General features: G+C 69.3%; 25 protein-coding genes. 4 read left to right on the top strand and 21 right to left on the bottom strand.

Annotated elements, in window-relative coordinates:
- Positions 1-19 precede the first annotated feature (19 nt).
- The 3 genes from A5767_RS08335 to A5767_RS08325 all read right to left on the bottom strand — a co-directional run bounded on the left by A5767_RS08335 (position 20) and on the right by A5767_RS08325 (position 2,672).
- Positions 20-664 carry a hypothetical protein gene (locus A5767_RS08335; protein WP_197483221.1) on the bottom strand — a complete coding sequence of 215 codons (645 nt, stop codon included), beginning with the start codon at positions 662-664 and terminating at the stop codon, positions 20-22.
- Positions 651-1,925 carry a histidine--tRNA ligase gene (gene hisS, locus A5767_RS08330; RefSeq protein WP_006551401.1) on the bottom strand — a complete coding sequence of 425 codons (1,275 nt, stop codon included), beginning with the start codon at positions 1,923-1,925 and terminating at the stop codon, positions 651-653. Before hisS ends, A5767_RS08335 begins: the two co-directional genes overlap by 14 nt.
- Positions 1,926-1,988: 63 nt before the next feature.
- Positions 1,989-2,672 carry an MBL fold metallo-hydrolase gene (locus A5767_RS08325; RefSeq protein ID WP_183079234.1) on the bottom strand — a complete coding sequence of 228 codons (684 nt, stop codon included), beginning with the start codon at positions 2,670-2,672 and terminating at the stop codon, positions 1,989-1,991.
- A 149-nt stretch (positions 2,673-2,821) separates the two neighbouring features.
- Here A5767_RS08325 and A5767_RS08320 point away from each other — a divergent pair, with 149 nt between their 5' ends.
- The gene (locus tag A5767_RS08320; RefSeq protein WP_064852066.1) at positions 2,822-3,700 is read left to right on the top strand and encodes a peptidylprolyl isomerase; all 879 of its coding nucleotides are present in this window, start codon (positions 2,822-2,824) and stop codon (positions 3,698-3,700) included.
- The gene (locus tag A5767_RS08315; protein ID WP_064852065.1) at positions 3,700-4,482 is read left to right on the top strand and encodes a peptidylprolyl isomerase; all 783 of its coding nucleotides are present in this window, start codon (positions 3,700-3,702) and stop codon (positions 4,480-4,482) included. The genes A5767_RS08320 and A5767_RS08315 overlap by 1 nt, the downstream gene beginning before the upstream one ends.
- A gap of 92 nt (positions 4,483-4,574) precedes the next feature.
- Here the strand turns inward: A5767_RS08315 and A5767_RS08310 are convergent, their stop codons facing one another.
- The 12 genes from A5767_RS08310 to A5767_RS08255 all read right to left on the bottom strand — a co-directional run bounded on the left by A5767_RS08310 (position 4,575) and on the right by A5767_RS08255 (position 17,856).
- The gene (locus A5767_RS08310) at positions 4,575-6,887 is read right to left on the bottom strand and encodes a RelA/SpoT family protein (RefSeq protein ID WP_024100749.1); all 2,313 of its coding nucleotides are present in this window, start codon (positions 6,885-6,887) and stop codon (positions 4,575-4,577) included.
- Between the two features lie 104 nt (positions 6,888-6,991).
- A complete protein-coding gene (locus A5767_RS08305; RefSeq protein ID WP_006551396.1) occupies positions 6,992-7,549 on the bottom strand; it encodes an adenine phosphoribosyltransferase in 558 nt (185 codons plus the stop codon).
- Entirely contained in the window at positions 7,546-9,300 is a 1,755-nt protein-coding gene (locus A5767_RS08300) for an ABC transporter substrate-binding protein (RefSeq protein ID WP_064852064.1), read from the bottom strand. The genes A5767_RS08305 and A5767_RS08300 overlap by 4 nt, the downstream gene beginning before the upstream one ends.
- Before the next feature lies 1 nt (position 9,301).
- A complete protein-coding gene (gene secF / locus A5767_RS08295) occupies positions 9,302-10,504 on the bottom strand; it encodes a protein translocase subunit SecF (protein ID WP_228045024.1) in 1,203 nt (400 codons plus the stop codon).
- A gap of 2 nt (positions 10,505-10,506) precedes the next feature.
- Positions 10,507-12,303 (bottom strand): protein translocase subunit SecD, encoded by a 1,797-nt coding sequence (gene secD / locus A5767_RS08290; RefSeq protein ID WP_024100747.1) that lies wholly within the window; start codon positions 12,301-12,303, stop codon positions 10,507-10,509.
- A 110-nt stretch (positions 12,304-12,413) separates the two neighbouring features.
- Complete coding sequence (yajC, locus tag A5767_RS08285; protein WP_006551392.1) at positions 12,414-12,743, bottom strand: preprotein translocase subunit YajC; 330 nt, start codon at positions 12,741-12,743, stop codon at positions 12,414-12,416.
- A 147-nt stretch (positions 12,744-12,890) separates the two neighbouring features.
- Positions 12,891-13,988 (bottom strand): Holliday junction branch migration DNA helicase RuvB, encoded by a 1,098-nt coding sequence (ruvB, locus tag A5767_RS08280; RefSeq protein ID WP_231913153.1) that lies wholly within the window; start codon positions 13,986-13,988, stop codon positions 12,891-12,893.
- Between the two features lie 95 nt (positions 13,989-14,083).
- A complete protein-coding gene (gene ruvA, locus A5767_RS08275; RefSeq protein ID WP_006551390.1) occupies positions 14,084-14,680 on the bottom strand; it encodes a Holliday junction branch migration protein RuvA in 597 nt (198 codons plus the stop codon).
- Positions 14,677-15,255 carry a crossover junction endodeoxyribonuclease RuvC gene (gene ruvC / locus A5767_RS08270; protein ID WP_033096573.1) on the bottom strand — a complete coding sequence of 193 codons (579 nt, stop codon included), beginning with the start codon at positions 15,253-15,255 and terminating at the stop codon, positions 14,677-14,679. Before ruvC ends, ruvA begins: the two co-directional genes overlap by 4 nt.
- 197 nt (positions 15,256-15,452) lie before the next feature.
- Entirely contained in the window at positions 15,453-16,205 is a 753-nt protein-coding gene (locus A5767_RS08265) for a YebC/PmpR family DNA-binding transcriptional regulator (RefSeq protein WP_006551388.1), read from the bottom strand.
- Positions 16,206-16,310: 105 nt separating this feature from the next.
- Entirely contained in the window at positions 16,311-16,949 is a 639-nt protein-coding gene (gene pdxT, locus A5767_RS08260; RefSeq protein ID WP_051121558.1) for a pyridoxal 5'-phosphate synthase glutaminase subunit PdxT, read from the bottom strand.
- A gap of 82 nt (positions 16,950-17,031) precedes the next feature.
- A complete protein-coding gene (locus A5767_RS08255; protein WP_006551386.1) occupies positions 17,032-17,856 on the bottom strand; it encodes an acyl-CoA thioesterase in 825 nt (274 codons plus the stop codon).
- A gap of 142 nt (positions 17,857-17,998) precedes the next feature.
- Here A5767_RS08255 and A5767_RS08250 point away from each other — a divergent pair, with 142 nt between their 5' ends.
- Together A5767_RS08250 and A5767_RS08245 are read left to right on the top strand one after the other, a co-directional pair.
- Positions 17,999-18,820 carry an alpha/beta fold hydrolase gene (locus A5767_RS08250; RefSeq protein WP_033096572.1) on the top strand — a complete coding sequence of 274 codons (822 nt, stop codon included), beginning with the start codon at positions 17,999-18,001 and terminating at the stop codon, positions 18,818-18,820.
- A complete protein-coding gene (locus tag A5767_RS08245; protein ID WP_064852062.1) occupies positions 18,817-20,013 on the top strand; it encodes a SpoIIE family protein phosphatase in 1,197 nt (398 codons plus the stop codon). Before A5767_RS08250 ends, A5767_RS08245 begins: the two co-directional genes overlap by 4 nt.
- A 5-nt stretch (positions 20,014-20,018) precedes the next feature.
- Here the strand turns inward: A5767_RS08245 and pdxS are convergent, their stop codons facing one another.
- The 6 genes from pdxS to A5767_RS08215 form a co-directional block, all read right to left on the bottom strand.
- Positions 20,019-20,921, bottom strand: coding sequence for a pyridoxal 5'-phosphate synthase lyase subunit PdxS (gene pdxS / locus A5767_RS08240; protein ID WP_006551383.1), 903 nt, complete (start codon positions 20,919-20,921; stop codon positions 20,019-20,021).
- 250 nt (positions 20,922-21,171) lie between these two features.
- Entirely contained in the window at positions 21,172-22,254 is a 1,083-nt protein-coding gene (locus A5767_RS08235; RefSeq protein ID WP_019289238.1) for an NUDIX hydrolase, read from the bottom strand.
- A complete protein-coding gene (locus tag A5767_RS08230) occupies positions 22,251-23,378 on the bottom strand; it encodes a glycosyltransferase family 4 protein (protein ID WP_064852061.1) in 1,128 nt (375 codons plus the stop codon). The genes A5767_RS08235 and A5767_RS08230 overlap by 4 nt, the downstream gene beginning before the upstream one ends.
- A complete protein-coding gene (locus tag A5767_RS08225) occupies positions 23,379-24,281 on the bottom strand; it encodes a phosphatidylinositol mannoside acyltransferase (protein WP_006551380.1) in 903 nt (300 codons plus the stop codon).
- On the bottom strand, positions 24,278-24,949 hold the full coding sequence (gene pgsA, locus A5767_RS08220; protein ID WP_019289235.1) for a phosphatidylinositol phosphate synthase: 672 nt from the start codon (positions 24,947-24,949) through the stop codon (positions 24,278-24,280). Before pgsA ends, A5767_RS08225 begins: the two co-directional genes overlap by 4 nt.
- Positions 24,950-25,100: 151 nt before the next feature.
- Positions 25,101-25,622 (bottom strand): HIT family protein, encoded by a 522-nt coding sequence (locus A5767_RS08215; RefSeq protein WP_051121556.1) that lies wholly within the window; start codon positions 25,620-25,622, stop codon positions 25,101-25,103.
- Between the last annotated feature and the right edge of the window lie 10 nt (positions 25,623-25,632).

Genomic DNA, 25,632 nt, shown 5'->3' with positions numbered 1-25,632 from the left:
CGTCGATCGGACGAGCCTGTCAGTCGACGAGGGAGGCGACCTCGTGGTCGGTCAGCGTCGTCTGCGGCACCCGGCCGGCGCCGCGCGCGAGTTCGATCGCCCGGTAGAGCGGGCGTTCGCCGAGCGCGGCGTCGCGGGCCTCGGCCCGCAACTGTTCGACGAGCACCGACGAGATCGCCGCCGCCGGAGCGATCTCGCTGGTGGCGAGCGCATCCGCGAGCTTTCGCAGGGCCAGCACGTCGAGTTCGCGACCGCCGCCGTTGGCGTACAGGGCGAGCGGGACCGACACGAGATTGTGCTCACCGTCGTTGACGCGCACGACGGCCTGCGATACCCCGCCCACCCGGACGATCAGTTCGACACCGGCGAGTCGCGCGAGATCGACACTGCGCGACCGGAACGCCCCCGACAGCGTGACGACGGTGCCGCGCAGCAGCAGGTGCCGACGCGTGGCCAGGAACGCACCGACGGCCGGCGGCACCGCGAAGACGGCCCCGACGAGCAGCGCGACCCATCCGGGCGCGACGATCCAGACCAGAACGCCGAGGACGACGCCGACGGCGAGCGCGAGCAGCGCGATCCTGCGGGCGCGTGACCGGAGCAGCCGGGACGGGATCAGATCGAGCGGGACGGCGGCACCGTCCCGGTCGTCATGCGCCGGCAACGACCTCACCCACACGGGCGACGACGTCCGTGAGTGCAACGCTGTGCTGCTCGCCGTTGCGCAGATCCTTGACGACGACCTCACCTGCCTCGAGTTCGCGGTCACCGAGCACGAGCGCGACGACGGCACCGGACTTGTCGGCCGCCTTCATGGCGCCCTTGAGGCCGCGCCCACCGTATGCGAGGTCGACGCGGACACCCGCGGCGCGCAGTTTGTGCGCGATGGGCACGAGGGCGACCTTGGCGGCGTCGCCCATCGGCACCCCGTACACCTCGCACCGCGCGGGGCTGCCGGCGGTCTTGCCCTCGGCGGCGAGCGCGAGAACCGTGCGGTCGACGCCGATCCCGAAACCGATGCCCGAGAGCGGCTGGCCGCCGAGCTGTTCCATGAGCCCGTCGTAGCGGCCACCACCACCGATGCCGGACTGGGCGCCGAGCCCGTCGTGGACGAACTCGAAGGTGGTCTTCGTGTAGTAGTCGAGGCCGCGCACCATGCGCGGATTGACGACGTACGGGACGCCGATCGCGTCGAGGTGGGCGAGTACCTCGTCGAAGTGTGCGCGAGCGGTGTCCGAGAGATGGTCGAGCATCAGCGGCGCGTCGGCGGTCATCTCGCGGACCTCGGGGCGCTTGTCGTCGAGCACGCGCAGCGGGTTGATCTCGGCGCGGCGGCGCGTCTCCTCGTCGAGCGGGAGCGCGAACAGGAACTGCTGCAGCTTCTCCCGGTACTGCGGACGGCAGGTCTCGTCGCCGAGGGACGTGATCTCGAGGCGGAATCCGTCGAGTCCGAGCGACCGGAATCCTGCGTCGGCAACCGCGATGACCTCGGCGTCGAGCGCGGGATCGTCGATGCCGATCGCCTCGACGCCGACCTGCTGGAGCTGACGGTAGCGGCCCGCCTGGGGGCGCTCGTAGCGGAAGAACGGCCCGGAATAGGACAACTTCACGGGGAGCTGACCGCGGTCGAGACCGTGCTCGATCACCGCGCGCATCACGCCCGCGGTGCCCTCGGGACGCAGCGTGACCGAGCGCTCACCGCGATCGGCGAAGGTGTACATCTCCTTCGTGACGACGTCGGTGGACTCGCCGACGCCGCGAGCGAACAGGCCGGTGTCCTCGAAGATGGGCAGCTCGACGTGCCCGTACCCCGCCAGGCGTGCGGCACGGGTCAGACCGTCCCGTACCGCCACGAACTCCGCCGACTGCGGGGGAACGTAATCGGGCACACCCTTCGGCGCCGAAAACGTGGAGGCCTTGCTCACTGGTACTGCCTTCTCTCGGGATTCTCTCGGTTGGTCACCGGACGGATCGCGGTGTTCGTGCCGTCAGCGGGATTCTGCCAGGCCGGTGAGGAAGGGATTCGACTCCCGCTCCTGCCCGATCGTGCTCGCTCCGCCGTGTCCGGGGAGGATGTTGGTGCCGTCGTCGAGCACGAGCAGCTTGCGCGCGATCGAGTCGAGCAGTTGCGCGTGGTCGCCGCCGGGCAGGTCGGTGCGGCCGATCGACCCCTGGAACAGGGTGTCGCCGGTGAGCGCGACGTTCAGGGCGGCCCCGTCCGGGGTGGTGGTGCGCGTGCGCAGGACGACCGAGCCGCGGGTGTGTCCGGGCGTGTGGTCGACGACGAACTCGATTCCGGCGTGTTCGATCTCGTCTCCGTCGCCGAACTCCACGACCTGCTGCGGTTCGACGAACTCGACGCCGTCGAGGAAGGGGGCGAGGCTCGACCCCATGCCCTGCAGCGGATCGGTGAGCATCATCCGGTCGTCGGGGTGGATGTAGACGGGGATCCCGTACCGGTCGGCCACCGGCTGCGCCGACCACATGTGGTCGAGGTGACCGTGCGTGAGCAGCACCGCCCGGGGCGTGAGATCGGATCCGGTGAGGAACTCCACGAGCGGCTCGGCGGCGTCCTGGCCGGGATCGACGATGACGCACTCCTTCGCGTTGTCCTGCGCGAGGATGTAGCAGTTGGTCTGGAACATCCCGGCAGGGAATCCGGTCACGAGCACGAGCATCGCTCCTACGGGTGGAAGCCTTCGAGGTCTCCTACAGACTATGCGTTGCGCCCTGCCCGCGGGTTGCCGGTCCCGGGTGGCAGACTCGGGTCTGCTTCGAAGTCGGTTGGACCACATCGATCGTTCACGGGAGGACTACTGCAGTGCCGAGCAACGCACAACGGCGCCAGGCCGCGAAACGCAAACTCGAACGGCAGCTCGAGCGTCGAGCCGAACGCGAGCGCAAGCGGCGCCGCATGACGATCGCGCTGTCCGCGCTCGGAGTGATCGTGGTCGTCGGCGCCGGTGTTGCTCTGTGGGCGGTCGACCGGGGCGACGACACGGCCACCGAGGCGGCGTCGAACGACACCTCTGGTTCGGAAATGGAGTACGCCGCGCTCCCCGACGGCCGGTCCGAGCCGTTGCCCGAGACGGTGAGCTGCTCCTACACCGCGGACGGCCGCGAACCGTCGAAGCCGGCAGAGCCGCCGCGCACCGAGGGCATCCGCACCACCGGTGAGGGCAACACGGACATCAGCGTCAGCATGGAGACGAGCCAGGGGAACATCGGCCTGATCCTGCACAACGACGATTCGCCGTGCACCGTCAACAGCTTCCTGTCGCTGGCCTCGCAGAACTACTTCGACGACACGCCCTGCCACCGGCTGACCACCTCGCCGTCCCTGCAGGTCCTGCAGTGCGGCGACCCGTCGGGTAGCGGGTCGGGCGGTCCGGGATACCAGTTCGCCAACGAGTTCCCCACCGATCAGTTCGCCGCCGACGATCCCGCCGCGCAGGAACCGATGACCTATCCGCGCGGCACCCTCGCGATGGCGAACACCGGACAGCCCGAGACCAACGGCAGCCAGTTCTTCCTGGTGTACGGCGACTCGGTGCTGCCCCCGCAGTACACCGTGTTCGGCACGATCGACGAGACCGGTCTCGCGACCCTCGACACGATCGCCGCAGCCGGTGTAACGGGTGGGGCTGCCGAGGGTACCCCCGCGCTGGAAACGACCCTCACGTCGGTCAGGATGGACTGATGATCCGATTGCGCACCACCCTCGCCGCCGGCGTCGGGCTCGCACTCCTCCTCACGGGGTGCTCCGACGATTCGTCCACCGATACCGCCGCGAACTCGTCGGCACCTACGTCCGCCGCCGACCGGCAGTCCCCCGCCTACACGGGCGAACTACCGGAGCGACCCAGCGGCACCGACTCCGTCTCGTGCACCTACGACGCCTCGGGTGACGCCGCACGCGACGTGACCGCCCCCGCCGCGGACGACGTCTCCGCCACCGGCGCTGCTGCCGCGCAGATCACCACCAGCGTCGGCGTCATCGGCGTCGAACTCGACCGGGCCGCGGCCCCCTGCACGGTCAACAGCTTCGTGTCCCTCGCGGAGCAGGGCTACTTCGACGACACCCCCTGCCACCGGCTGGTGACCTCCCCCGGGCTGCAGGTGCTGCAGTGCGGCGACCCGACGGGCACCGGAACGGGCGGGCCGGGTTACGGGTTCGACACCGAGTACCCGGAGAACGTGTACGCGCCCGGCGACGCCCAGCTGCGGCAACCGGTGATCTACCCGCGCGGCACGGTCGCGATGGCGAACACCGGTCGTCCCGGCAGCAACGGCAGCCAGTTCTTCCTGGTCTACGAGGATTCGCAGCTTCCCCCCACCTACACGGTCTTCGGGACGGTCGACGAGGCCGGACTCGCCGTGATCGAGGAGGTCGCGGCGGAGGGCGACGACGGCTCGATGGCGGCCGGCGGCGGTGCGCCCAACCGCGCGGTGCAGATCGAGTCGGTGACCGTCGGGTCCTGACACCCCCCGTTCACACGGAACGCACGGACGTCCCGTCCCGGAGATTCCGGGGCGGGATGTCGTCGTCCGGCGCGAGACCGAGACGGATTCGGTCAGGCTGCCGAGGTCACCCGGTACACGTCGTAGACGCCCTCGACGTTGCGGACGACGTTGAGCACGTGCCCGAGATGTTTCGGGTCGCCCATCTCGAAGGTGAACCGGCTCACCGCGACCCGATCGCCCGTGGTCGTCACGGAGGCCGACAGGATGTTGACCTTCTCGTCGGCGAGTGCCTTCGTCACGTCGGACAGCAGACGGTGCCGGTCGAGAGCTTCGATCTGGATCGCGACGAGGAACACCGACGACGGCGAGGGCGCCCACTGCACCTCGATGATGCGCTCCGACTGCTCCCGCAGCGACCCGGCGTTGGTGCAGTCGGTGCGGTGCACGCTCACCGCTCCGGTGCGGGTCACGAAGCCCATGATCTCGTCGCCGGGGACGGGCGTGCAGCACTTGGCGAGCTTCGAGACCGTGCCCGGTGCGCCCGGCACGAGGACACCGGAGTCGCCGCTGTTCCGCGAGCGGGTCGGGATGGTCGACGGTGTGGACCGCTCGGCCAGTTCCTCTTCGACGCCACCGACGCCACCAAGCAGCGCGACCAGCCGTTGCACGACGTGGTGCGCCGAGACGTGGTGCTCACCGACCGCGGTGTACAGCGCCGAGACGTCGGCGTACCGCAGTTCCTTGGCGACCGCGACCATCAGGTCGGCGTTCATCAGGCGCTGCAGCGGCAGACCGACGCGACGGACCTCCTTCGCAATGGCGTCCTTGCCGGATTCGAGGGCCTCCTCGCGACGTTCCTTGGCGAACCACTGCCGGATCTTCGCCTTGGCGCGGGGTGAGACGACGAACGACTGCCAGTCGCGGCTCGGGCCGGCGTTGGGGTCCTTGGAGGTGAAGACCTCCACGACCTCGCCGTTCTCGAGCTTGCGTTCGAGGGCGACGAGGCGGCCGTTGACGCGGGCTCCGATGCAGCGGTGCCCGACCTCGGTGTGCACGGCGTACGCGAAGTCCACGGGCGTCGAGCCGGAAGGCAGCGTGATCACGTCGCCCTTGGGCGTGAAGACGAAGATCTCCTTGACCGCCAGGTCGTAGCGGAGCGATTCGAGGAACTCCCCCGGGTCGGCCGCTTCCCGCTGCCAGTCGAGGAGCTGCCGCATCCAGGCCATGTCGTCGAGCTCGGCGACATCACCCGAGTGGCGTCCCTTTGTCTCCTTGTACCGCCAGTGCGCGGCGATGCCGAATTCTGCGGTGCGGTGCATCTCGTGCGTGCGGATCTGCACCTCGAGCGGCTTGCCCTCGGGACCGATGACGGTGGTGTGCAGCGACTGGTAGACGCCGTAGCGGGGCTGGGCGATGTAGTCCTTGAACCGTCCCGCCATGGGCTGCCACAGCGAGTGCACGACACCGACGGCCGCGTAGCAGTCGCGGATCTCGTTGCACAGGATGCGCACGCCGACCAGGTCGTGGATGTCGTCGAAGTCGCGGCCCTTGACGATCATCTTCTGGTAGATCGACCAGTAGTGCTTGGGCCGGCCCTCGACGACCGCGTCGATCCGCGACGCAGAGAGTGTCCGTCCGATCTCGTCACGGACGGTGGCCAGGTAGGTGTCGCGCGACGGTGCGCGGGTCGCGACGAGCCGGACGATCTCCTCGTACTTCTTCGGATGAAGGATCGCGAAGGCGAGGTCCTCGAGCTCCCACTTGACCGTCGCCATCCCGAGGCGGTGGGCCAGCGGGGCGATGACCTCGAGGGTCTCGCGTGCCTTACGGGCCTGCTTCTCGGGAGGCAGGAAGCGCATGGTCCGCATGTTGTGCAGACGGTCGGCGACCTTGATGACGAGCACCCGGGGGTCGCGCGCCATCGCGATGATCATCTTGCGGATGGTCTCGCCCTCGGCGGCCGAACCGAGCACGACCTTGTCGAGTTTGGTGACGCCGTCGACGAGATGCGCGACCTCTTCACCGAACTCGGCGGTGAGCTGCTCGAGCGTATACCCGGTGTCCTCGACGGTGTCGTGGAGCAGTGCCGCGACGAGGGTCGTGGTGTCCATGCCGAGTTCGGCGAGGATCGTGGCGACCGCCAGCGGGTGGGTGATGTAAGGATCGCCGGACTTGCGCTTCTGGCTGGCGTGCCGTTCCTCCGCGACGTCGTAGGCCCGCTGCAGCTGCGAGAGGTCGGCCTTCGGGTACAGCTCGCGGTGGATGGTGACCAGCGGCTCGAGGACCGGCTTGAGGCTCGTGCCCCGCTGACCGGTGATGCGTCGCGCCAGGCGCGCGCGTACCCGCCTCGACGCGGAGGTCGATGCCGGTGTGGGGGTCGGGTTCTGACCGGAATTGTGGGACCGATCGAGATTCTGGGTCATGCCTCAACCTCCCGTCGCGGCTGCGAACCCGGTTCGTCACCGATGCGCATGTCCGGACCGTACGGGTCCGGCGGGTTCACCGGCACCTGTGGCAACTCTATCCCTCAGATCCGCATGAGAGACGTCAGCGGGTACTTCTGCAGTCGCGTCCGGCCGCCGAGGGCTTCGATCTCGGTGACGACGGTGATCCCGACGACCTCGGCGCCGACGCGTTCGAGCAGTTCGACGGTGGCGGCGAGGGTTCCGCCGGTCGCAAGGACGTCGTCGACGACGAGCACCTTGCGACCCTGCAGGGCCATCCAGTCGCCCGGGATCTCGATCGCGGCGGTGCCGTATTCGAGGCTGTATTCACAGGTCTGGACGGGCGGCGGGAGTTTGCCCGCCTTGCGGACGGCGAGCACGCCCACCCCCAGGGTGCGGGCGATGCCGCCGCCGAGGAGGAAGCCGCGCGCATCGATACCGGCGACGAGTTCGGCGTCGGGTGCCGCGGAGGCCAGCGCCGCGATCACGGCCGAGAAGGACGGTCCGTCGGCGAAGACGGGCGTCAGGTCGGCGAAACGGACACCCGCGGTCGGGAAATCGTCGACCCATCGGGTGTGTTCGGCCACGGCCACGGCAGCTTCTTCGACGAGCCGCGTATCGCCGATCCGTTGAGCGCTCATCCTCCGAGTATCCACCGGTCCATGTTCCAGCCCGCACCCGCGGTCGTCGGGTTGGGCACCCCGGCATGCATTCCCGCCGCGAACCCGATCGTGCGGGGCTGCGCGAACAGGGGCAGGGTGGGAACGTCGCCCCACAGGATGCGTTCGGCCTCGGTCGCGAGTCCCGCGATGGCCGCGTTGTCCTTCGCCACGAGCAGGCCGTCGAGCAGTTCGTCGACGCGGCCGATCGAATAACCGCCGACGTTGCTGCCGGCCCCGGAGTGCAGTGCGTCGCGGGCGTGCTCCATGTCGGCGGCGCCACCGGCACCGGCGGCCGTGGCCGTCCCGACAAGGATCGCGTCGACCTCCCCCGCCGTCAGCTGCGACGGCGTGAAGGTGTCGGAGCCGGCGTCGACGATCTCGATGCCCGCCTCGCGGCAGGATTCGCCGATCAACTCGACGGTGCGCGCGCGCCGGTCGTCCGGCCCGAGATATCCGATACGGACCTGCATCCGGTCCTGACCGGAGGCCTCGCGTTCCGAACGGGCGGCGTCGATGTCCACCTCGGCGTAACGTTCGGCCGACGGCGCGGTCTGCGGGTACAACGGCGAATCGGGCGCCAGGAGCCTCGACGTGATCGGGCCCGTGACGCCGTCCGACTCGTCGGAGGCGCCCAGCTCGTCGAACAGCTGTGTGCGAGGCGTGCACAGGGCGACGGCGCGGCGCGCCGCCGGGTCCTGGAAGACACCGCTCGTGGCGAACACCAGTTGTTCGAGGTTGCGTGAGACGACGGTGGAGACGTCGGCGCCGTCGCCGAGGTTGCTGTGGCCGACGGATCCCTCGGCCACGTCGACGACGTGGATGCGGCCGTCCTCCGCGGCCGCGGACGTGTCGGTGCCGCGCGGCCAGACGACGATGCGGTCGGTGCCCGGGGCGTTCCCCCACCACCGCTCGTTCGCGACGAGCGTCAGGCCGTCCTCGGCGGTGTACGACTCGAGGCGGTACGGGCCCGCGGACGGGAACAGCGCCGGATCGATCTCACCCGGGGTGAGGGTCCAGCCGGTGTTCCAGAACTCCGCGATGCGCCGGACGGCCTCGGTGTCGTTCGCCGTGATCGCTCCGACCAAGTCGGACACACCCGACCTTCCTGCCGCCACGTGGGCCGGCATCAGCTCGGTGGCCCCGAACAGCGCCTTCCAGTTCGTGTCCTCGCGGCCGGGTCGGAAGACGACGGTGGCCTCCTTCGACCCGGGCTGACAGTCGACCCGGTCGATGTCGGCGTAACCACCACGATGGGCAGCGTCGAACAGCGGGACCTGCTCGCCGGACTCGTCGGGAGCGGTGAAGCGTCCGCTCGACGCAGCCCAGGCCAGGACGAGGTCGTCGCAGGACATGGGCACACCGTCGGAGTAGACCGCGTCCGGCGACAGGCGGTACTGCACGGTGAGCCCCTCACCGGGCACGACCGAGGCAGTGCCGATGTCGGTGTCCGCGATCACCCGGCCCTGCGGACCGACGTAGCCGAAGCCCGGCAGCACCCGGGCGAACGCCTGGCGCGCGCCCGAGGCCGCACCGTCGACGGTGTTCGCGTTGTAGGTCGTCACCGTGTTGTCGATCGCGTACCCGATCGAGCGCACCGGTTCCTCGTCCGTGCCGCACGCGACGGTGGAGAACGCGAGTGTCGAGGCCACCGCCGCGCACGCGAGGAGCGGCGTGCCGCGGCGCCTCGGCGACCGCCTCGTCGTCGGGTCGTTCCGCTCGCTCACCGCCATGTCAGGACCTTCTCTTGCCGCGCTTTCCGGTGGGTCGTGCCCCGGGGGCAGGGCCGCGACGGACCGTCGCCCGGTCGGGCAGGGATCCGGCGCCCTGCACCGTCGGCACCACCTTTGCGTCGACCGCGTCGGCCGACTGTGATCCGGCCGGCGTCCCGGCCTTCGCCGCGCGGGCGGCGGCCTCCTCCCGCTTGGCGAGCACCTTGCGGGTGTGCTTCGCGACCGGACCACGCCATTCCTCGAGCGTAACCAGCAACGGGGTCGCGAAGAAGATCGACGAGAAGGTACCGACGACGATGCCGACCAACTGGACGAGGGCGAGGTCCTTGAGCGTGCCCACACCGAGGAGCCACACCGCGATGACCATCAGCGCCAGCACCGGCAACACCGAGATGATCGTGGTGTTGATCGAGCGCATGAGCGTCTGGTTGACGGCGAGGTTGGCCTGCTCGGCGTAGGTGCGGCGGTGCAGGTGCAGGATGCCGCGGGTGTTCTCCTCGACCTTGTCGAAGACGACGACCGTGTCGTAGAGCGAGAAACCGAGGATCGTGAGCAGACCGATGACGGTCGCAGGACTGACCTCGAAGCCGACGAGGGCGTAGACACCCGCTGTCACGATGATGTCGAAGAACAGGGCGGTGATCGCTGCGATCGCCATGTTCCGCTGGTATCGGATCGTGATGTAGATGCTGACGATGACGAGGAAGACCACCAGCGCGATGAGCGCCTTGTTGGTGATCTGGCTTCCCCACGTCTCGCTGACGTCGGCGACGCTGATCGAGTTGCGGGACGGCTCACCGTCCGGCCCGGCGGGCTGGAACTCCTCGAACAGCGCGGTCTGCAACTCGGCGACCTGCTCGCCGTCGAGAGTCTCCGACCGGATCTGGACGGTCGCTCCGTCGCCGGCGCCGACAGTCTGCACCGCCTCGGGTTCGAAGCCGATGGTGTCGCTGAAGACGGTCTCGACTTCCTCGACGGAGACGCCCGGCACGGCCGGCATCTGGATGCGGGTGCCGCCCTCGAAGTCGATACCCCAGCTGAATCCGCGCAGCAGCATGCTGAGCAGGGCGATCAACACGATCACCGCGGTGACGATGTACCACCGCTTGCGGCGTCCGACGATCTCGAAGGCGCCCGTGCCGGTGTACAGACGGGACAGTCGGCTGTGCTGCGGCGCGGCCGTCGTCGTGGTCGTGTCGGTCATCGTCACGCCTCCTTCGCAGCGGTCGCGGCGACGAGACGACGCTCGTCGGCCACCTGCTGGATCGCGCCCAGACCGTTCACGCTCGGCTTGGACCAGAACTTCGACTTCGAGGCCAGGAACACCAGCGGCCAGGTCACCAGGAACACGACGACGACGTCGAGGATCGTGGTGAGGCCGAGGGTGAACGCGAAGCCGCGGACCTGACCGACGGCCAGGACGTAGAGCACGGCGGCAGCGATGAAGCTGACCGCGTTACCGGAGAGAATCGTGCGGCGGGCCCGTGCCCAGCCGCGCGGCACCGCGGAACGGAAACTCCGCCCCTCGCGGATCTCGTCCTTGATCCGTTCGAAGAACACGACGAACGAGTCGGCGGTCATGCCGATACCGATGATCAGACCGGCGACGCCGGCGAGGTCGAGCGTGAACCCGATGTATCTGCCGAGCAGCACCATGACCGCGTAGACCGCCATTCCCGAGAGAACGAGCGACAGCGCGGTGAGCAGTCCGAGCATCCGGTAGTACGCGAGGCAGAACAGGAGCACCAGCGCCAGACCCACCGCACCGGCGATCAGCCCGGCCTCGAGCGAAGCCAGACCCAGAGTGGCGGAGACGGTCTCGGCTTCGGATGCCACGAACGACAGCGGCAACGACCCGTACTTGAGGGTGTTCGCCAGCTCTGCGGCCTGCGTATTCGTGAACTGGCCGGTGATCGAGGTGGCGCTGCCGGCGGGGGTGGCGCCCTGGATCACGGGCGCGCTGACGACCTTCGAGTCGAGCACGAAGGCGGCCTGCTGACCGATGTTCGCGGCGGTGAACTGCGCCCACGTATTGCTGCCCTCGCTGTCGAAGGTCAGGCTGACCTCGTAGCGCGACTGCTGCTGATTGAAACCGGAGGTCGCGTCCTCGATCTGCTGGCCGTCGATGATGCTCGGGCCCAGCAGGTAGATCGCGGTGCCGTCGGTCGAGCACGCGACCAGCGGAAGCGCCGGGTCGTCGTTGCCGGCGAGCGGGTCGGCCGCGGAGCAGTCGAGGGCGAGAGCCGCCGCCTGCTGCACGGCGGGGTCCTCGCTCTGACGGGTGGCCTTGGCCGTGGCGATGTCTGCAGCCGCCTGTTCCTGCGGCGTGAGCGAGCCGTCGTTCTCGGGAGCCTCGGGGGCTCCGGAGGGCTCGGCCGGAGCCTGGGGCGCCTCGACGGGGGCCTCGGGCGTCTCGGCCGGTGCCGGGGCATCGGTGGGCGCGGTGGGATCCTGCGCCGGGAACGGACGTCCCTGCGGTTCGGGTGCGTCGGCGGGCGGAGCCTGGTCGGCCGGCGCGGGTTCACCGGGTGCCGGTTCGGCAGGGGCCGGTTCTGCGGGCAGCCCGCCCTCGGGGGTACCGGCACCGGGCTGCTCGGCGAGATCCTCGGCGGTCATGTTCGCGTCGATCGGTCCCCCGATCACCGGCCTGATGTACAGCCGGGCGGTCTGGCCCAGCGTCCTGGCCTGGGCGCTGTCCTCACCCGGGACGGTGATCACGAGGTTGTCGCCCTCGACGATCACCTCCGAACCCGACACACCGAGCCCGTTGACGCGGGTCTCGATGATCTGCTGGGCCTGGCGGAGGCTGTCCGGACTCGGGCTGCTCCCGTCGGGGGTTCGCGCGGTGAGGGTGACGCGGGTGCCACCCTGCAGGTCGATGCCCAGCTTCGGGGTGGGCGACTTGTCCCCGGTGAAGAAGACCAGTGCATACAACGCGGCGAGAATCACCCCGAACAGGGCGAGAGCGCGCACGGGATGCACCGATCCGTTGGAAGGTGCCACGGTCTGTCAGTCTCCTCGATGCGAGTGAGTGGTGGTCGGGTGCAGTTGCGCGGCGCTCGGCACCGGCACCGGAGACTCCGGTGCCGAAACCGTGCGTCGCGAATCGGCTGTCAGTACTCGGTCGGACGTCCCTCCGGCGGGTTCGCATCGTCGTCCTTGCGGAGCAGATCCGGATCCTGCGGGGTCTCGGTCTCGACGCGCTCCCGGATGACCAGACGCGACCAGGTCGTGACGACACCCGGCGCGATCTCGAGATCGACGGTGTCGTCGGCGAGGGCGGCCACCGTGGCGTGCAGACCCGCGGTGGTCATCACGCGGTCGCCGATGCGCAGGGAGTCCTGCAGCGCCGTCACCTTCTGCATCTCCTTCTTCTGACGCCGCACGCCCAGAAAGGTCGGGACGAGCAGTGCCAGGATCAGGAGAGGGAAGAGCAGTTCCATCGTTGAAGTCAGTCCTCGGTCGTTGTCGGTGGGTGGTGACGCGAGCGACACCAGCGGGTCGTGGTGACGCATGCGGCCCCACGACGTCGGGATCGGCCTCCACGGACCGACGCAGTAGACCAGTGTGCCATTCCCCGGGCGAGGGCCCTACCTCCGTACGTCCGGATCGTCCGGGTCGGACGGATCGACACCGCCCTCGAGGGTCGTGTCCGGGTCGTCCTCGAACAGCTCGAGCTGTGGTTCGCGCGCACGCACCTCGATGCCCCCGGTGGCGGCCTCCGGCGGCGGGGTGAGGCCGAGCTGCAACCAAGCGGCCTGCGTGGCCACACGTCCGCGCGGAGTGCGCGCGACCATGCCGGCACGGACCAGGAACGGCTCGCACACCTCCTCGACGGTGGCGGGCTCCTCCCCCACGGCCACCGCGAGTGTCGACACGCCGACCGGGCCACCACCGAAACTGCGGACGAGTGCGCCGAGAACGGCGCGGTCGAGACGATCGAGACCGATCGGGTCGACGTCGTACACCTCGAGCGCGGCCTGGGCCACGGCCCGGGTCACGACACCGTCGGCGCGCACGTCGGCGTAGTCGCGGACGCGGCGCAGCAACCGGTTGGCGATACGCGGCGTGCCGCGGGAGCGACCGGCGATCTCCGCGGCGGCGTCGTCGCGGAGAGCGATCCCGAGGATCGATGCGGAGCGGTCCAGGATGCGCTGCAGCTCGGGGGGCTCGTAGAAGTCCATGTGCGCAGTGAAACCGAACCGGTCGCGCAGCGGGCCGGTGAGGGCACCGGAACGGGTGGTCGCGCCGACGAGGGTGAAGGGTGCGACCTCGAGCGGGATGGACGTCGCGCCGGGCCCCTTGCCCACCACGACGTCGACGCGGAAGTCCTCCATCGCCAGATACAGCATCTCCTCCGCCGGTCGGGCGATGCGGTGGATCTCGTCGATGAACAGCACGTCGCCCTCCGCGAGGTTCGACAGCATCGCAGCGAGATCACCGGCGCGTTCGAGCGCGGGACCGGAGGTCAGTCTCAGTGACGTGCCGAGTTCGGCGGCGATGATCATCGCCATCGACGTCTTGCCGAGACCGGGCGGACCGGACAGGAGGATGTGATCGGGAGTGCCGCCGCGCAGCTTCGCTCCTCGCAGAACGAGCTGCAGCTGTTCGCGGACCCGCGGTTGCCCGATGAAGTCGTCGAGACTGGTCGGGCGCAGACTGGTCTCGATGTCGCTGTCGGAGGGCAGATGCTCCGCCGTGACCGGCGACCGCTCGCGGTCGGCCGATGCAGCATCGAATTCGCGGGCCGCTCCTGAGGCCTCGAACTCACGGTACTCGTCGGTCACCGCGACCTACCCAGCAGCTTGAGCGCCGAGCGCAGTGCCGTCGAGACGTCGGCGCCCGGCTCCTCGGCAAGGACCTTGTCGGCGGCCGGTTCGGCCTGACGCGGCGTGAATCCGAGGCCGACCAGCGCCTCGACGATCTGGTCGCGCAGCGGCGAGGCACCGGCCGCGACAGGCGACGATCCCGTGGCGCCGAAGGCCGCGACCTTGTCGCGCAGTTCGACGATCATGCGTTCGGCACCGCGCTTGCCGATCCCGGGTACCCGCGTCAGCGCTGCGGTGTTGCCGTCGGCGAGAGCCGCCCGCAGCGCATCGGGTTCGAGGACGGCGAGCGTGGCCATGGCGAGCCGGGGGCCGACGCCGCTGACCGTCTGCAGCAGGCCGAACAGTTCGCGCGCCTCGGCGTCCACGAAGCCGTACAGCGTCATGGAGTCCTCGCGCACGATCATCGCGGTGGCGAGTCTGGCCTGCTCGCCGCGCCGGAGACCGGCGAGGGTCGCAGGTGTGGTGTTGATCCGATAGCCGATCCCACCCGCCTCGATCACCACGTGGTCGAGGGCTATGTCGAGTACCTCGCCGTGTACCGAGGCGATCACCGGCTACCTGCCTTCCGTGCGGCCGACTGTTCGCGCAGCCGCTCCTCGTAGCGTTTCTTCTGCTGGGCGGCCGCAGCTTCGGCGGCCGCGAGTCTGGCGATCAGCGGGGCCCGCCAACAGTGTGCGACGGCCAGCGCGAGCGCGTCGGCGGCGTCGGCGGGCTTCGGCGCGGCGTCGAGCTTGAGGATGCGGGTGATCATCGTGGTCACCTGCTTCTTGTCGGCCGTGCCACTGCCGGTGACCGCGGCCTTCACCTCGCTCGGCGTGTGGAACATGACCGGGATCGAGCGACGCGCCGCAGCCAGGGCGACGACGCCGCCGGCCTGCGCGGTGCCCATCGCGGTGCGCACGTTGTGCTGGGAGAACACGCGCTCGATCGCGACGACGTCGGGCTTGTAGCGGTCCATCCACTCCTCGACCGAGTCGGAGACCTTGAGGAGCCGGTGCTCGAGGTCGAGTTCGGGCGAGGTGCGGATGACACCGACGGCGACGGGGATCACGTCGCGTCCGCGTCCCGTGTCGACCATCCCCAGACCACATCGGGTCAGACCGGGGTCGACACCCATCACGCGCACCCGACTCACCTCTCGACACCCGAATACGGCCGGGTTTCCGACGCCTTCGACGGACCCGACCTTGCTTCGCACGATTGCGAACGCCTGTTCGAGAGCATAGCGGCCGGGATCGGGTGCCGGGAGACCGACACGCGACCCCGGCCGCTGTGACAAGTACGACGAGCGTCGCTCGTGGACGACTACGACGAGAGCGTCGCTCAGGCGTCGAGTTCGGCGAGGACGTCGTCGGAGATGTCGACGTTCGTGTAGACGTTCTGCACGTCGTCGCAGTCTTCGAGCGCGTCGACCAGCTTCATGACCTTGCGTGCACCCTCGGCGTCGACCGGCACCTCGACGGACGCCCGGAAATCGGGGTCGGCCGAGTCGTAGTCGATGCCGGCGTCGACGAGAGCCGTACGCACGGCGATCAGGTCGGACGCCTCGGAGACGATCTCGAAGGAGTCGCCGAGATCGTTGATCTCCTCGGCACCCGCTTCGAGGACGACCTCGAGGATCTCGTCCTCGGAGCGGCCGTTCTTCTCGAGCACGACGACGCCCTTGCGGGTGAACAGGTAGGCGACCGAACCCGGATCGGCCATGTTGCCGCCGTTGCGGGTCATCGCCGTGCGGACCTCGCCCGCGGCGCGGTTGCGGTTGTCGGTCAGACACTCGATGAGCAGCGCGACACCGTTGGGGCCGTAGCCCTCGTAGGTGATGGTCTGCCAGTCGGCACCGCCGGCTTCCTCACCGCCGCCACGCTTGCGGGCACGCTCGATGTTGTCGTTCGGGACCGAGCTCTTCTTCGCCTTCTGGATGGCGTCGAACAGGGTCGGGTTACCCGCCGGGTCGCCACCACCGGTCCGAGCCGCCACCTCGATGTTCTTGATGAGCTTCGCGAACATCTTGCCGCGCTTGGCATCGATGACCGCCTTCTTGTGCTTGGTGGTGGCCCATTTGGAGTGGCCGCTCATTCGCTTCGAGCCCCTTCCGGAGAAGTGTGGTCGGCGTCAACCGACAGGTCGGAGAGTCGATTCTACTCGCTCCCGGTGTGGGCCACCGGCACGGTGGCCGTGTCGTCATGTCGCCGAGGCCGTCGGGCGCACCCGAGGTCGGGTCGCCGAGCGCACGGTCTCCACGAACAGCCGGTGCACGCGATGGTCACCGGTGATCTCGGGGTGGAAGGACGTCGCGATCACAGCGCCCTGCCGCACTGCGACCACCCGGCCCGCCGCCGGCCCGTCCGGAACCGTGGCCAGGACCTCCACGTCGGGCCCGATCTCCTCCACCCACGGGGCTCGGATGAACACCGCGCGCACCGGCCCGTCGCCGAGACCCGTCATCGGCAGGTCGGTCTCGAACGAGTCGACCTGCCGGCCGAAGGCGTTGCGGCGCACCACGATGTCGAGGGCGTCGAGGTGTTCGGCGTCCTCGGTGGTGTCGAGCACCCGGGAGGCGAGCAGGATCATGCCGGCACACGAACCGTAGGCGGGCAGCCCGGCCTCCAACCGGGCCCGCAGCGGTTCGAGCAGATCGAACACACGCAGCAGACGGCTGACCGTAGTGGATTCGCCTCCCGGAAGGACGATGCCGTCGACCTCGTCGAGTTCGCGTTCGCGACGCACCGCGATCGTCCGCGCGCCTGCCTCCTCGAGAGCGCTGCGATGTTCGCGGACGTCGCCCTGCAATGCCAGGACGCCGATCGTGGGAGAGGAAATGGTCACCGTTGCCTGCCTGTCCGTTCGGGGTCGCCGATGCGCAGGCACTTCGTAGGGACGTCTTCGTCGGGGACGCCCTCGTTCAGGACTCGCGCAGGTACCGCGTGAGTCCTTCCTGCACCACCGCCGCGACCATGTTGCCGTTGCGATCGAAGATCCGCCCCTGGGTCAGTGCGCGCCCCAGCCCGGCGGAGGGTGACGTCTGGTCGTAAAGCAGCCAGTCGTCGGCGCGGAACGGCCGCAGGAACCACATCGCGTGGTCCAGCGATGCACCCTGCGTCCGTTCGTCGTCGTGGCCGACACTCGCCGAGCCGAGCAACGTCATGTCGCTCATGTACGCGAGCGTGCACACGTGGAAGACCGGGTCGTCGGGGAGGATCTCGCGGGACTTGAACCACAGCTGCTGCTGTGCAGCCATCCTGCTCGACGAGTCCATCCGGTCGCGGGGAACGAATCGGAAATCCCATTCGGCCCATTCCTTCTTCGCCCACAGCAGGGTCGCGTCGTCGACCACAGTCTCCGGATCGGGCAGTTCCTCCGGAGCCGGCACCCGCGGAATCGTGTCCTGGTGCTCGATCCCCTCGTCGCGTACGTGGAACGACGCCGACATCGTGAAGATCGCCTTGCCGTCCTGGACGGCCGTCACGCGCCGGGTGCAGAAGGAGCGGCCGTCGCGGATCCGGTCGACGAGGTAGACGATCTGCATCGTCGGGTTCCCCGGCCGGAGGAAGTAGCCGTGCAGCGAGTGGACCCCGAATGCGGGATCGACGGTGCGGACCGCCGACACGAGCGCCTGACCGGCCACCTGACCACCGAACGTCCGCGGCAGCAACGTCTCCGTCGCTATGCCCCGGAAGATGTCGTTCTCGATCTGTTCGAGCGCCAGGATCTGCTCGATCTTCGCCATGGGAACTCCTTCTGTGCACCGTACGCAAGAAGGCTAGCTGCACGGAGGTGTGCCGAACGCCGTGTCCCCGGAAGGTGGCGAGAGAACCGGGATCGCTATCGAGTAGCGAATATGACACCCTCGGTAGAACGGAGGGGGTGCAATGCGACAAGTCACCGATATGGTGCGCAGGAACAGCGTGACGATCACGGGCAACCGACAGGGCCCGGTGGTCGTCCTCGCGCACGGTTTCGGTTGCGACCAGCACCTGTGGCGCCTGATGATCCCGCTGCTCGAACCCGACTTCACCGTGGTGCGGTTCGACCACGTCGGCTCCGGGCGTTCCGATGCGACCGCCTGGGACTCCCAGCGCTACTCGCGGATGGAGACCTACGCCGAGGACGTCGTGGACCTGTGCCGGAGCCTGGATCTCGGGCAGGTGCTCTTCGTCGGCCACTCGGTGAGCGCATCGATCGGTGTCCTCGCGGCGGCCGCTGCCCCGGAGGTCTTCTCCGGTCTCGTGCTGCTCGCGCCGTCCCCGCGCTTCATCGACGATCCGGCCAGCGGATACCGAGGTGGGTTCAGCACCGACGACATCGACGAGCTGCTCGAATCCCTCGAGGCGAACTATCTGGGCTGGACCGAGTCGATGGCGCCGGTCATCATGGGCAATCCCGAGCGACCGGAGCTCGGCGACGAACTCGCCGAGATCTTCTGCCGCACGGATCCCGAGGTGGCGCGCGTCTTCGCCCGGGTGACCTTCCTGTCCGACAACCGCTCCGACCTGGCCGCGGTGTCGGTGCCCACGCTCGTCGCCCAGTGCGCCCACGATGCGATCGCTCCGCGCGAGGTCGGTGCCTTCGTTCACGAGCAGATCCCCGGGAGCGAACTCGTGACCCTGAACGCGACCGGCCACTGCCCGCAGCTCAGCGCACCCGAAGAGACAGCAGCCGCGATCGCGGCGTTCGCGCGCCGATCGGGGTGACGGCGACGACCGATCGAACCCTCGATCCCCGTATCCGACACGGCGATGCGCTGTACGACAACGCGCCGTGCGGATTCCTGACGACGCTCCCGGACGGCCGGATCACGGAGATCAACCGGACCTTGACGGACTGGCTCGGGTTCACGAGCGACGAACTGGTCGGCAAGCGGTACTTCTCGGACCTTCTCAGCGTGGGCGGCCGCATCTACCACGAGACCCACTACGCGCCGCTCCTCCTCATGCACGGACAGATCAACGGGATCGCCCTCGAACTCGTCCGTGCCGACCGGACCCGGCTGCCGGTCCTGGCCGCCTCGGTGGTCGAGCCGGACGCCGAGGGCAGGCCCACGCTGATCCGCACGATGCTGTTCGATGCCCGCGAGCGCCGCGCCTACGAGACGGAACTGCTCCGTGCCCGTCGCGAGGCCGAACTCGAGCGTGAGCGGCTCCGCACGATCAACGCCACACTCCAGGCGACCCTTCTTCCGCCGAGCCTGCCCGCGGTACCGGGACTCGAGGTCGACGCGTACTACCACATCGCGTCCCCCGACGAGGTCGGCGGCGACTTCTACGACCTGTTCCCCGCGCGCGCCGGCACGTGGGGGCTGTTCCTCGGCGATGTGTGTGGAAAGGGCGCTCGCGCAGCGGCGGTGACGTCGATCGTCCGCTACACGCTGCGCGCCGCGGCGGTCTACGAGACGGTCCCGTCCGCGGCGCTCAGGACGCTCAACACCACCCTGTTCGACGAACGCCACAGCGAAACGCGAGCTCCCTTCTGCACGCTCACCTTCGGCACGGTCGCGCCTGATCCGGACACCGGACGGGTCGACATCCGTCTCGCCTCGGGTGGGCATCCGCCGCCGCTCCTCGTGCGCGCGAACGGCAACGTCGACTATCTCCCCACGATCGGCGGACAGCTGATCGGAATGCTGCCCACGCCGCGGCTCGTCGAGCACACCTTCGCGCTGCGCCCCGGCGACACGCTGCTGCTGTACACCGACGGGGTGACCGAGGCCCTCGTCTCCGGTGAGACCCGTGAACGCTTCGGGGAGGACCGGCTCCTCGAGCACGTCCGCGCATCGAAACCGACGAGCGCGGCGGAAGCGGTCGGGGCCGTCCGCGAGGCGCTCGCGACGCTCGGGGCGGGCGTGCAGGACGACGTCGCCCTGCTCGCCCTGCACGCGCCCCGGTAGAACGATCACCAGCCGCGTTCGGCGAGCCGGTGGGGCTGCGGGATCTCGTCGACGTTGATACCGACCATCGCCTCGCCGAGGCCCCGCGAGACCTTCGCGAGCACGTCGGGATCGTCGTGGAAGGTGGTGGCCTTGACGATCGCGGCCGCACGCTGGGCGGGGTTGCCCGACTTGAAGATTCCGGATCCGACGAACACGCCCTCGGCCCCGAGCTGCATCATCATCGCGGCGTCGGCGGGGGTGGCGATGCCACCGGCGGTGAAGAGGGTGACGGGCAGCTTGCCGGCGCGGGCGACCTCGACGACGAGGTCGTAGGGGGCCTGCAATTCCTTGGCGGCGACGTAGAGCTCGTCCTCGGGAAGCGAGCTCAGGCGCCGGATCTCCTGGCGGATCCGGCGCATGTGGGTCGTGGCGTTCGAGACGTCGCCGGTGCCGGCCTCGCCCTTGGAGCGGATCATCGCCGCGCCTTCGTTGATACGGCGCAGTGCCTCACCGAGATTCGTTGCGCCGCACACGAACGGCACGGTGAACGCGAACTTGTCGATGTGGTTCTCGTAGTCGGCGGGGGTGAGCACCTCCGACTCGTCGATGTAGTCGACCCCGAGGGCCTGCAGGACCTGCGCTTCGACGAAGTGGCCGATGCGCGCCTTGGCCATGACGGGGATCGAGACGGCCTCGATGATGCCGTCGATCATGTCGGGATCGCTCATGCGCGACACGCCGCCCTGCGCGCGGATGTCGGCGGGCACGCGTTCGAGGGCCATGACCGCCACCGCGCCGGCGTCCTCGGCGATCTTCGCCTGTTCGGGGGTCACCACGTCCATGATCACCCCGCCCTTGAGCATCTCGGCCATGCCACGCTTGACGCGGGCGGTACCGGTGACGGGGGCGGTGTCGGGGCTGGTCACGATGGGAGTCCTCCTCGGTGGACGGATCGGCGAAAGCTGCCGGCGCACGGGCGACGGGCAGCGGAACCGAGCCTAGGGGCGCAGCCGAGCCGGTCCTATAGCCAGTTCGGAACAACTGGACTGCCGCACACCGGTCCACTCCTCGGACGGGCACTGAAGATCCTGCGCATTCCCCAAAGGAACCGTCCAGTTTCGCGAACTGGATCTCTACGTGAGAGGCTCTGCGGCCGGACCGAAAGGGTTCAAAATTTCACCGGATCGCGCGGATCTCCGGCTCCAGCCGCCGCGTCGCGACCTGCCTCGCCTCATCGAGGAGCTCGGGCAGATCGTGCGGGTAGACCGGGTTCCCGGACCGCACCAGCGCCTGCAGCTCGTCGTCGTCGAACCAGCGATGGTCGAGGCGCATGCTCCGTTCGAGATCGGTGAAGCCGTCTGCAGCGGGTTCGAAGGACGGCACCCGCACCGAGAAGAACAGTTCCTCCGAGTGCAGGACCTCACCGTTGAACGGGAAGACGGCCACGCGCCGCCACATCGGCCCGCACAGGAGGTCGCGCTCGACCCGCAGACCGGTCTCCTCGGCGAGCTCCCGGAGCGCGGCCGTCGCCAGGTCCTCGCCGGGCTCGACGGCGCCACCGATCGTGAACCAGAAGTGCCGCTCGGGCACCGCGGGGTCGTGTCCGCGCAGCAGCAGGACCCGGCCGTCCTCGTCGAGCACCACGACGCGAGCCGACGTGCGTGCCCGATCCGGCACCGGGGTGGTCCGCGAAGCGGGAGCAGTGGCCGCGCCTGAGGAAGGGGACGTGCCGGGAACGGCCGGAGGCGCGGTGGCGACCGCACCCGCCCGCTCGGCAATCTCGAAATAGGTGGGCAGCGGCGCGGTTCCCCCGAGGTGCAACCAGCGGACCGGCCGTCGGGTGCGCAACGCCAGGGTGTCGCGCACCGCGTCGTTGTGGAAACGACGGGCGATGAGCACCCGCGCCTCCGCGTCGGCGAGCTCGGCCACGAGTTGGGGGCGCAGCCGGCCGGTCTCGAGCCGTGCCAAGGAGGCCGACAACGCGTTCTCGGCCTCCTCGCGCCGGGCGCGGTCCGCACGTTCGGCAGTATCGGCGAGCAGGGCGAGTGTGCGTCCCTCCGGGACCGGGATCGACGCCACGATGCTCCGCACGACCGCCGCGCGACGCGCCAGGGCCGCATCGAGTGCCTGCCAGGACAGATCCGAGCGCACATGGAGGCGGTCGAGTCGGTTGGCGGTGGAATAGGCCCACACACCGATCGCCACGACCACGGCGGCGATCAGCGACAGGACGAGGATCGTCACCGCGCTGACGGTCACGACCGGACCTCCCGCACCGGGCCGGCACCGACGGTGACGGTCTCGTAGACCCGCAGGATCTGATCTGCGACCACCGGCCAGTCGTACGCTTCGACCACCGTGGATCCGAAGTCGACCAATGCCTGCCGGCGGTCGTCGTCGTCGAGGACCTCGAGGAGTCCACGCGCGAGCGCATCGGCATCGCCGACCGGGACGAGGACCCCGGCCTGCCCGTCGCGCAGTACCCGGCGGAAGGCGTCGAGCTGGGAGGCGACGACCGCCGTCCCCGCGGCCATGGCCTCGACGAGCACGATGCCGAAGCTCTCACCACCGAGGTTCGGCGCGCAGTACACGTCGGCGCTGCGCATCGCGGACGCCTTCTCGTCGTCGTCGACCTGCCCGAGCAGCCGCAAGTGCCGGAAGTAGCGTCCCGCTCCCTTCCGCAAGCGGTCCTCGTCACCGCGCCCGACCACGAGGATCTCGATGTCGGGATGTCGGGCGACGAGCGCCGGCAACGCGCCGAGCAGGATCTCCATGCCCTTGCGGGGTTCGTCGTACCGGCCGAGGAAGAGCACCGTGCGGCCCGCTCGCGGGTAGCCCGGCAGCAGCGGGGCGTGCCGGAACAACGGCACGTCCACACCGTTGGGGATCTCGACCGCATCGGCACCGAGAGAGGTGACCTGCCACCGCCGGGCCAGCTCGGACACCGCGATCCGGCCGCTGATCTTCTCGAGATAGGGCTGCAGGACACCCTGGAAGGTGCTGAGCACCAGCGATTTCGTCGTCGACGTGTGGAAGGTCGCGACGATCGGTCCTTCCGCCACCTTGAGCGCGAGCATCGACAGGCTCGGCGCGTTCGGTTCGTGGATGTGGAGGACGTCGAAATCGTTGTCGTTGATCCAGCGGCGGACCCGGGCATAGGAGACCGGACCGAAACTCAGGCGCGCGACGGACCCGTTGTACGGGATCGCGACGGCGCGACCGGCGGAGACGACGAAGTCGGGCAGGGGCGTCGTCTCCGACGCGGGTGCCAGCACACTCACCTCGTGCCCGCGGCCGATGAGGACCTCCGCGAGATCCACGACGTGTGCCTGTACTCCACCGGGAACGTCGAAGGAGTACGGGCAGACCATCCCGATCCTCACCTACGCCTCCATCCGGGCGCGGCGAGCCTCCGACAGGTCGTCGAGCCACAACGGCTGCAGCATGTGCCAGTCCTCGGGGTGGGCGGCGATGTTGGCGGCGAACCGGTCGGCGAGGGCCTGTGTGGCAGCGTCGATCCCGACACTCACGTCGAGCTCCGGATCCACGCGGAACCCCCAGCCGTCCTCGGTGAACCAGCAGTGCACCGGCAACAGTGCCGCACCGGTGTCGATGGCCAGTTTCGCCGGTCCGGCGGGCATGCGGGTGGGTTCGCCGAAGAAGGTGACCGGCACTCCCTTGCGGGCGAGGTCGCGTTCGCCGAGCAGGCACACGATCCGGTTGTCGCGCAACCGCGCGGCAAGCTCCCCGAACGGCGGCGTCTCCCCGCCGCTCGAGGGGAAGATCTCGAAACCGAGACCCTCGCGGTAGTCCACGAAACGGCGGTAGAGGGACTCCGGACGCAGGCGCTCGGCGACCGTGGTCAATCCGCCGAAGTAGCGGACGCACCACACGCCGGCGAGATCCCAGTTCCCACTGTGGGGCAGCGCCAGGATCGCGCCGCGACCGGCGGCGAGCGCCGCCTCGATGTGCTCACGGCCCTCGATGGACGAATCGATCGACTTCGCGGTCGCGTCGAGATCCATCGACGGCAGGCGGAACGCCTCGCGCCAGTAGCGCGCGTAGGACCGGACCGACCGGCGGATCAGATCGTCGGGCACCTCGTGCGGCTGCACCCCGAGCACCCGCGCGAGGTTGCGGCGCAGTTGCTGCGGTCCGCCGCCACGGCGCGCCGCATGGTCGGCGCCGGCGTCGAACAACCGTCGCGCGACGCCGTCGGGCAGTGCCCGGACCAGGCGCCAGCCACCCGCGTACGCGAGATCGGACGCCTTCTCGCCGACACTCACTGTGCTCCCCCGTCGTCCCGGGTCTCCGTCGTCCCCCCGGCCGGGGGCGTGATGGGAAGCAGTTCGCGCGCACCCGCGGAGTTGCGGACGGCGAGCACCCGCTGGAAGACGGTGATCACCGATCCGACGACGAGCAGCCACATGGCGATGTGGATCGCCCAGTCGAGTCCGAGGCCGGTGAGACCGGCGCCGACGAGCACGATCACGAGCCGGTCGGGTCGTTCGATCAGACCGCCGTCGGCGGACAGTCCACTCGCTTCGGCCCGCGCCTTCGCGTACGAGATGACCTGCGAGGTCACCAGACAGAGCAAGGTGGCGACGAACAGCGGACGGCTCTGCTCGTGGTAGACGGCCCACCACGCGAGACCGGCGAAGATCGCGCCGTCGGCGACCCGGTCGCAGGTCGCGTCGAGAACCGCGCCGAAGCGCGTTCCGCCACCGCGGGCCCGGGCCATGGCTCCGTCGAGCATGTCGAACATGACGAACAGCCAGATGACCATCGCACCCCAGAACAGGTGTCCCATGGGGAACAGGGTCACGGCGGCGGCGATCGTGGCGACGGTGCCGACGAGTGTGACGGCGTCCGGAGTCAGGCCGGTACGGATCAGCGCCTTGCCGAGCGGCGCGGTGACCTTCGACACCGACGCACGCCCGAAGAAGCTCAGCATCCCGCGACCCCTGTCTTCCTGTCCGACCGTTGTGTCCGGAATCCGATCCTGCCACGAGTAGGGCCGGAAATGCGCAGTCGGCCCGCAGCGGATCGACACGCGAACGGCACCACGGCCGTACGATGCGATCGCGACGACTCGGGGAGGGCTGTCACTCGTCCCATGCCGAGGCGAGCAGTGCACGGGTGTCGCGCAGCAACTGCACCATGACCTTCGACCCACCGAGGACGGTGATGAAGTTGGCGTCGCCGCCCCAGCGCGGCACGACGTGCAGGTGGAGATGCTCGGCCAACGAGCCTCCCGCCGCGGCACCGAGGTTGAGGCCGACGTTGAAGCCGTGCGGACGCGAGACGCGCTTGATGACGCGGAGCGCCCGCTGCGCGAACTGCATGAGTTCGGCGCTCTCCTCGGGCGTCAGGTCCTCGAGGTTGGCCACCCGGCGATACGGTACGACCATCAGGTGCCCCGGGTTGTACGGGTACAGGTTGAGCACCGCGTACACCGTTTCGCCGCGAGCGACGACGAGACCTTCCTCGTCGGACATCTTCGGGATATCGGTAAAGGGTTCGTACGGCTCGTCGCGACCTCGCGGGGACTCGGTGATGTACGACATCCGGTGCGGCGACCACAGGCGCTGCAGGTGGTCGGACTCCCCCACACCGCGATCGACCATCGACGCGGGA

This window comes from Rhodococcus sp. 852002-51564_SCH6189132-a (genome assembly GCF_001665495.1).
GTDB classification, from domain to species: Bacteria; Actinomycetota; Actinomycetes; order Mycobacteriales; family Mycobacteriaceae; genus Rhodococcus; species Rhodococcus pyridinivorans.
This window is presented reverse-complemented; position numbering and strand designations above follow the sequence as displayed.

Bases quoted from the DNA above. Each gene is read 5' to 3' on its own strand.
- A5767_RS08315 (WP_064852065.1), top strand. From the start codon at position 3,700: ATGATCCGATTGCGCACCACCCTCGCCGCCGGCGTCGGGCTCGCACTC.
- A5767_RS08310 (WP_024100749.1), bottom strand. From the start codon at position 6,887: ATGACCCAGAATCTCGATCGGTCCCACAATTCCGGTCAGAACCCGACC.
- A5767_RS08305 (WP_006551396.1), bottom strand. From the start codon at position 7,549: ATGAGCGCTCAACGGATCGGCGATACGCGGCTCGTCGAAGAAGCTGCC.
- A5767_RS08300 (WP_064852064.1), bottom strand. From the start codon at position 9,300: ATGGCGGTGAGCGAGCGGAACGACCCGACGACGAGGCGGTCGCCGAGG.
- secF (WP_228045024.1), bottom strand. From the start codon at position 10,504: ATGACCGACACGACCACGACGACGGCCGCGCCGCAGCACAGCCGACTG.
- yajC (WP_006551392.1), bottom strand. From the start codon at position 12,743: ATGGAACTGCTCTTCCCTCTCCTGATCCTGGCACTGCTCGTCCCGACC.
- A5767_RS08265 (WP_006551388.1), bottom strand. From the start codon at position 16,205: ATGAGCGGCCACTCCAAATGGGCCACCACCAAGCACAAGAAGGCGGTC.
- A5767_RS08255 (WP_006551386.1), bottom strand. From the start codon at position 17,856: ATGGCGAAGATCGAGCAGATCCTGGCGCTCGAACAGATCGAGAACGAC.
- A5767_RS08250 (WP_033096572.1), top strand. From the start codon at position 17,999: ATGCGACAAGTCACCGATATGGTGCGCAGGAACAGCGTGACGATCACG.
- pgsA (WP_019289235.1), bottom strand. From the start codon at position 24,949: ATGCTGAGCTTCTTCGGGCGTGCGTCGGTGTCGAAGGTCACCGCGCCG.
- A5767_RS08215 (WP_051121556.1), bottom strand. From the start codon at position 25,622: ATGGTCGATCGCGGTGTGGGGGAGTCCGACCACCTGCAGCGCCTGTGG.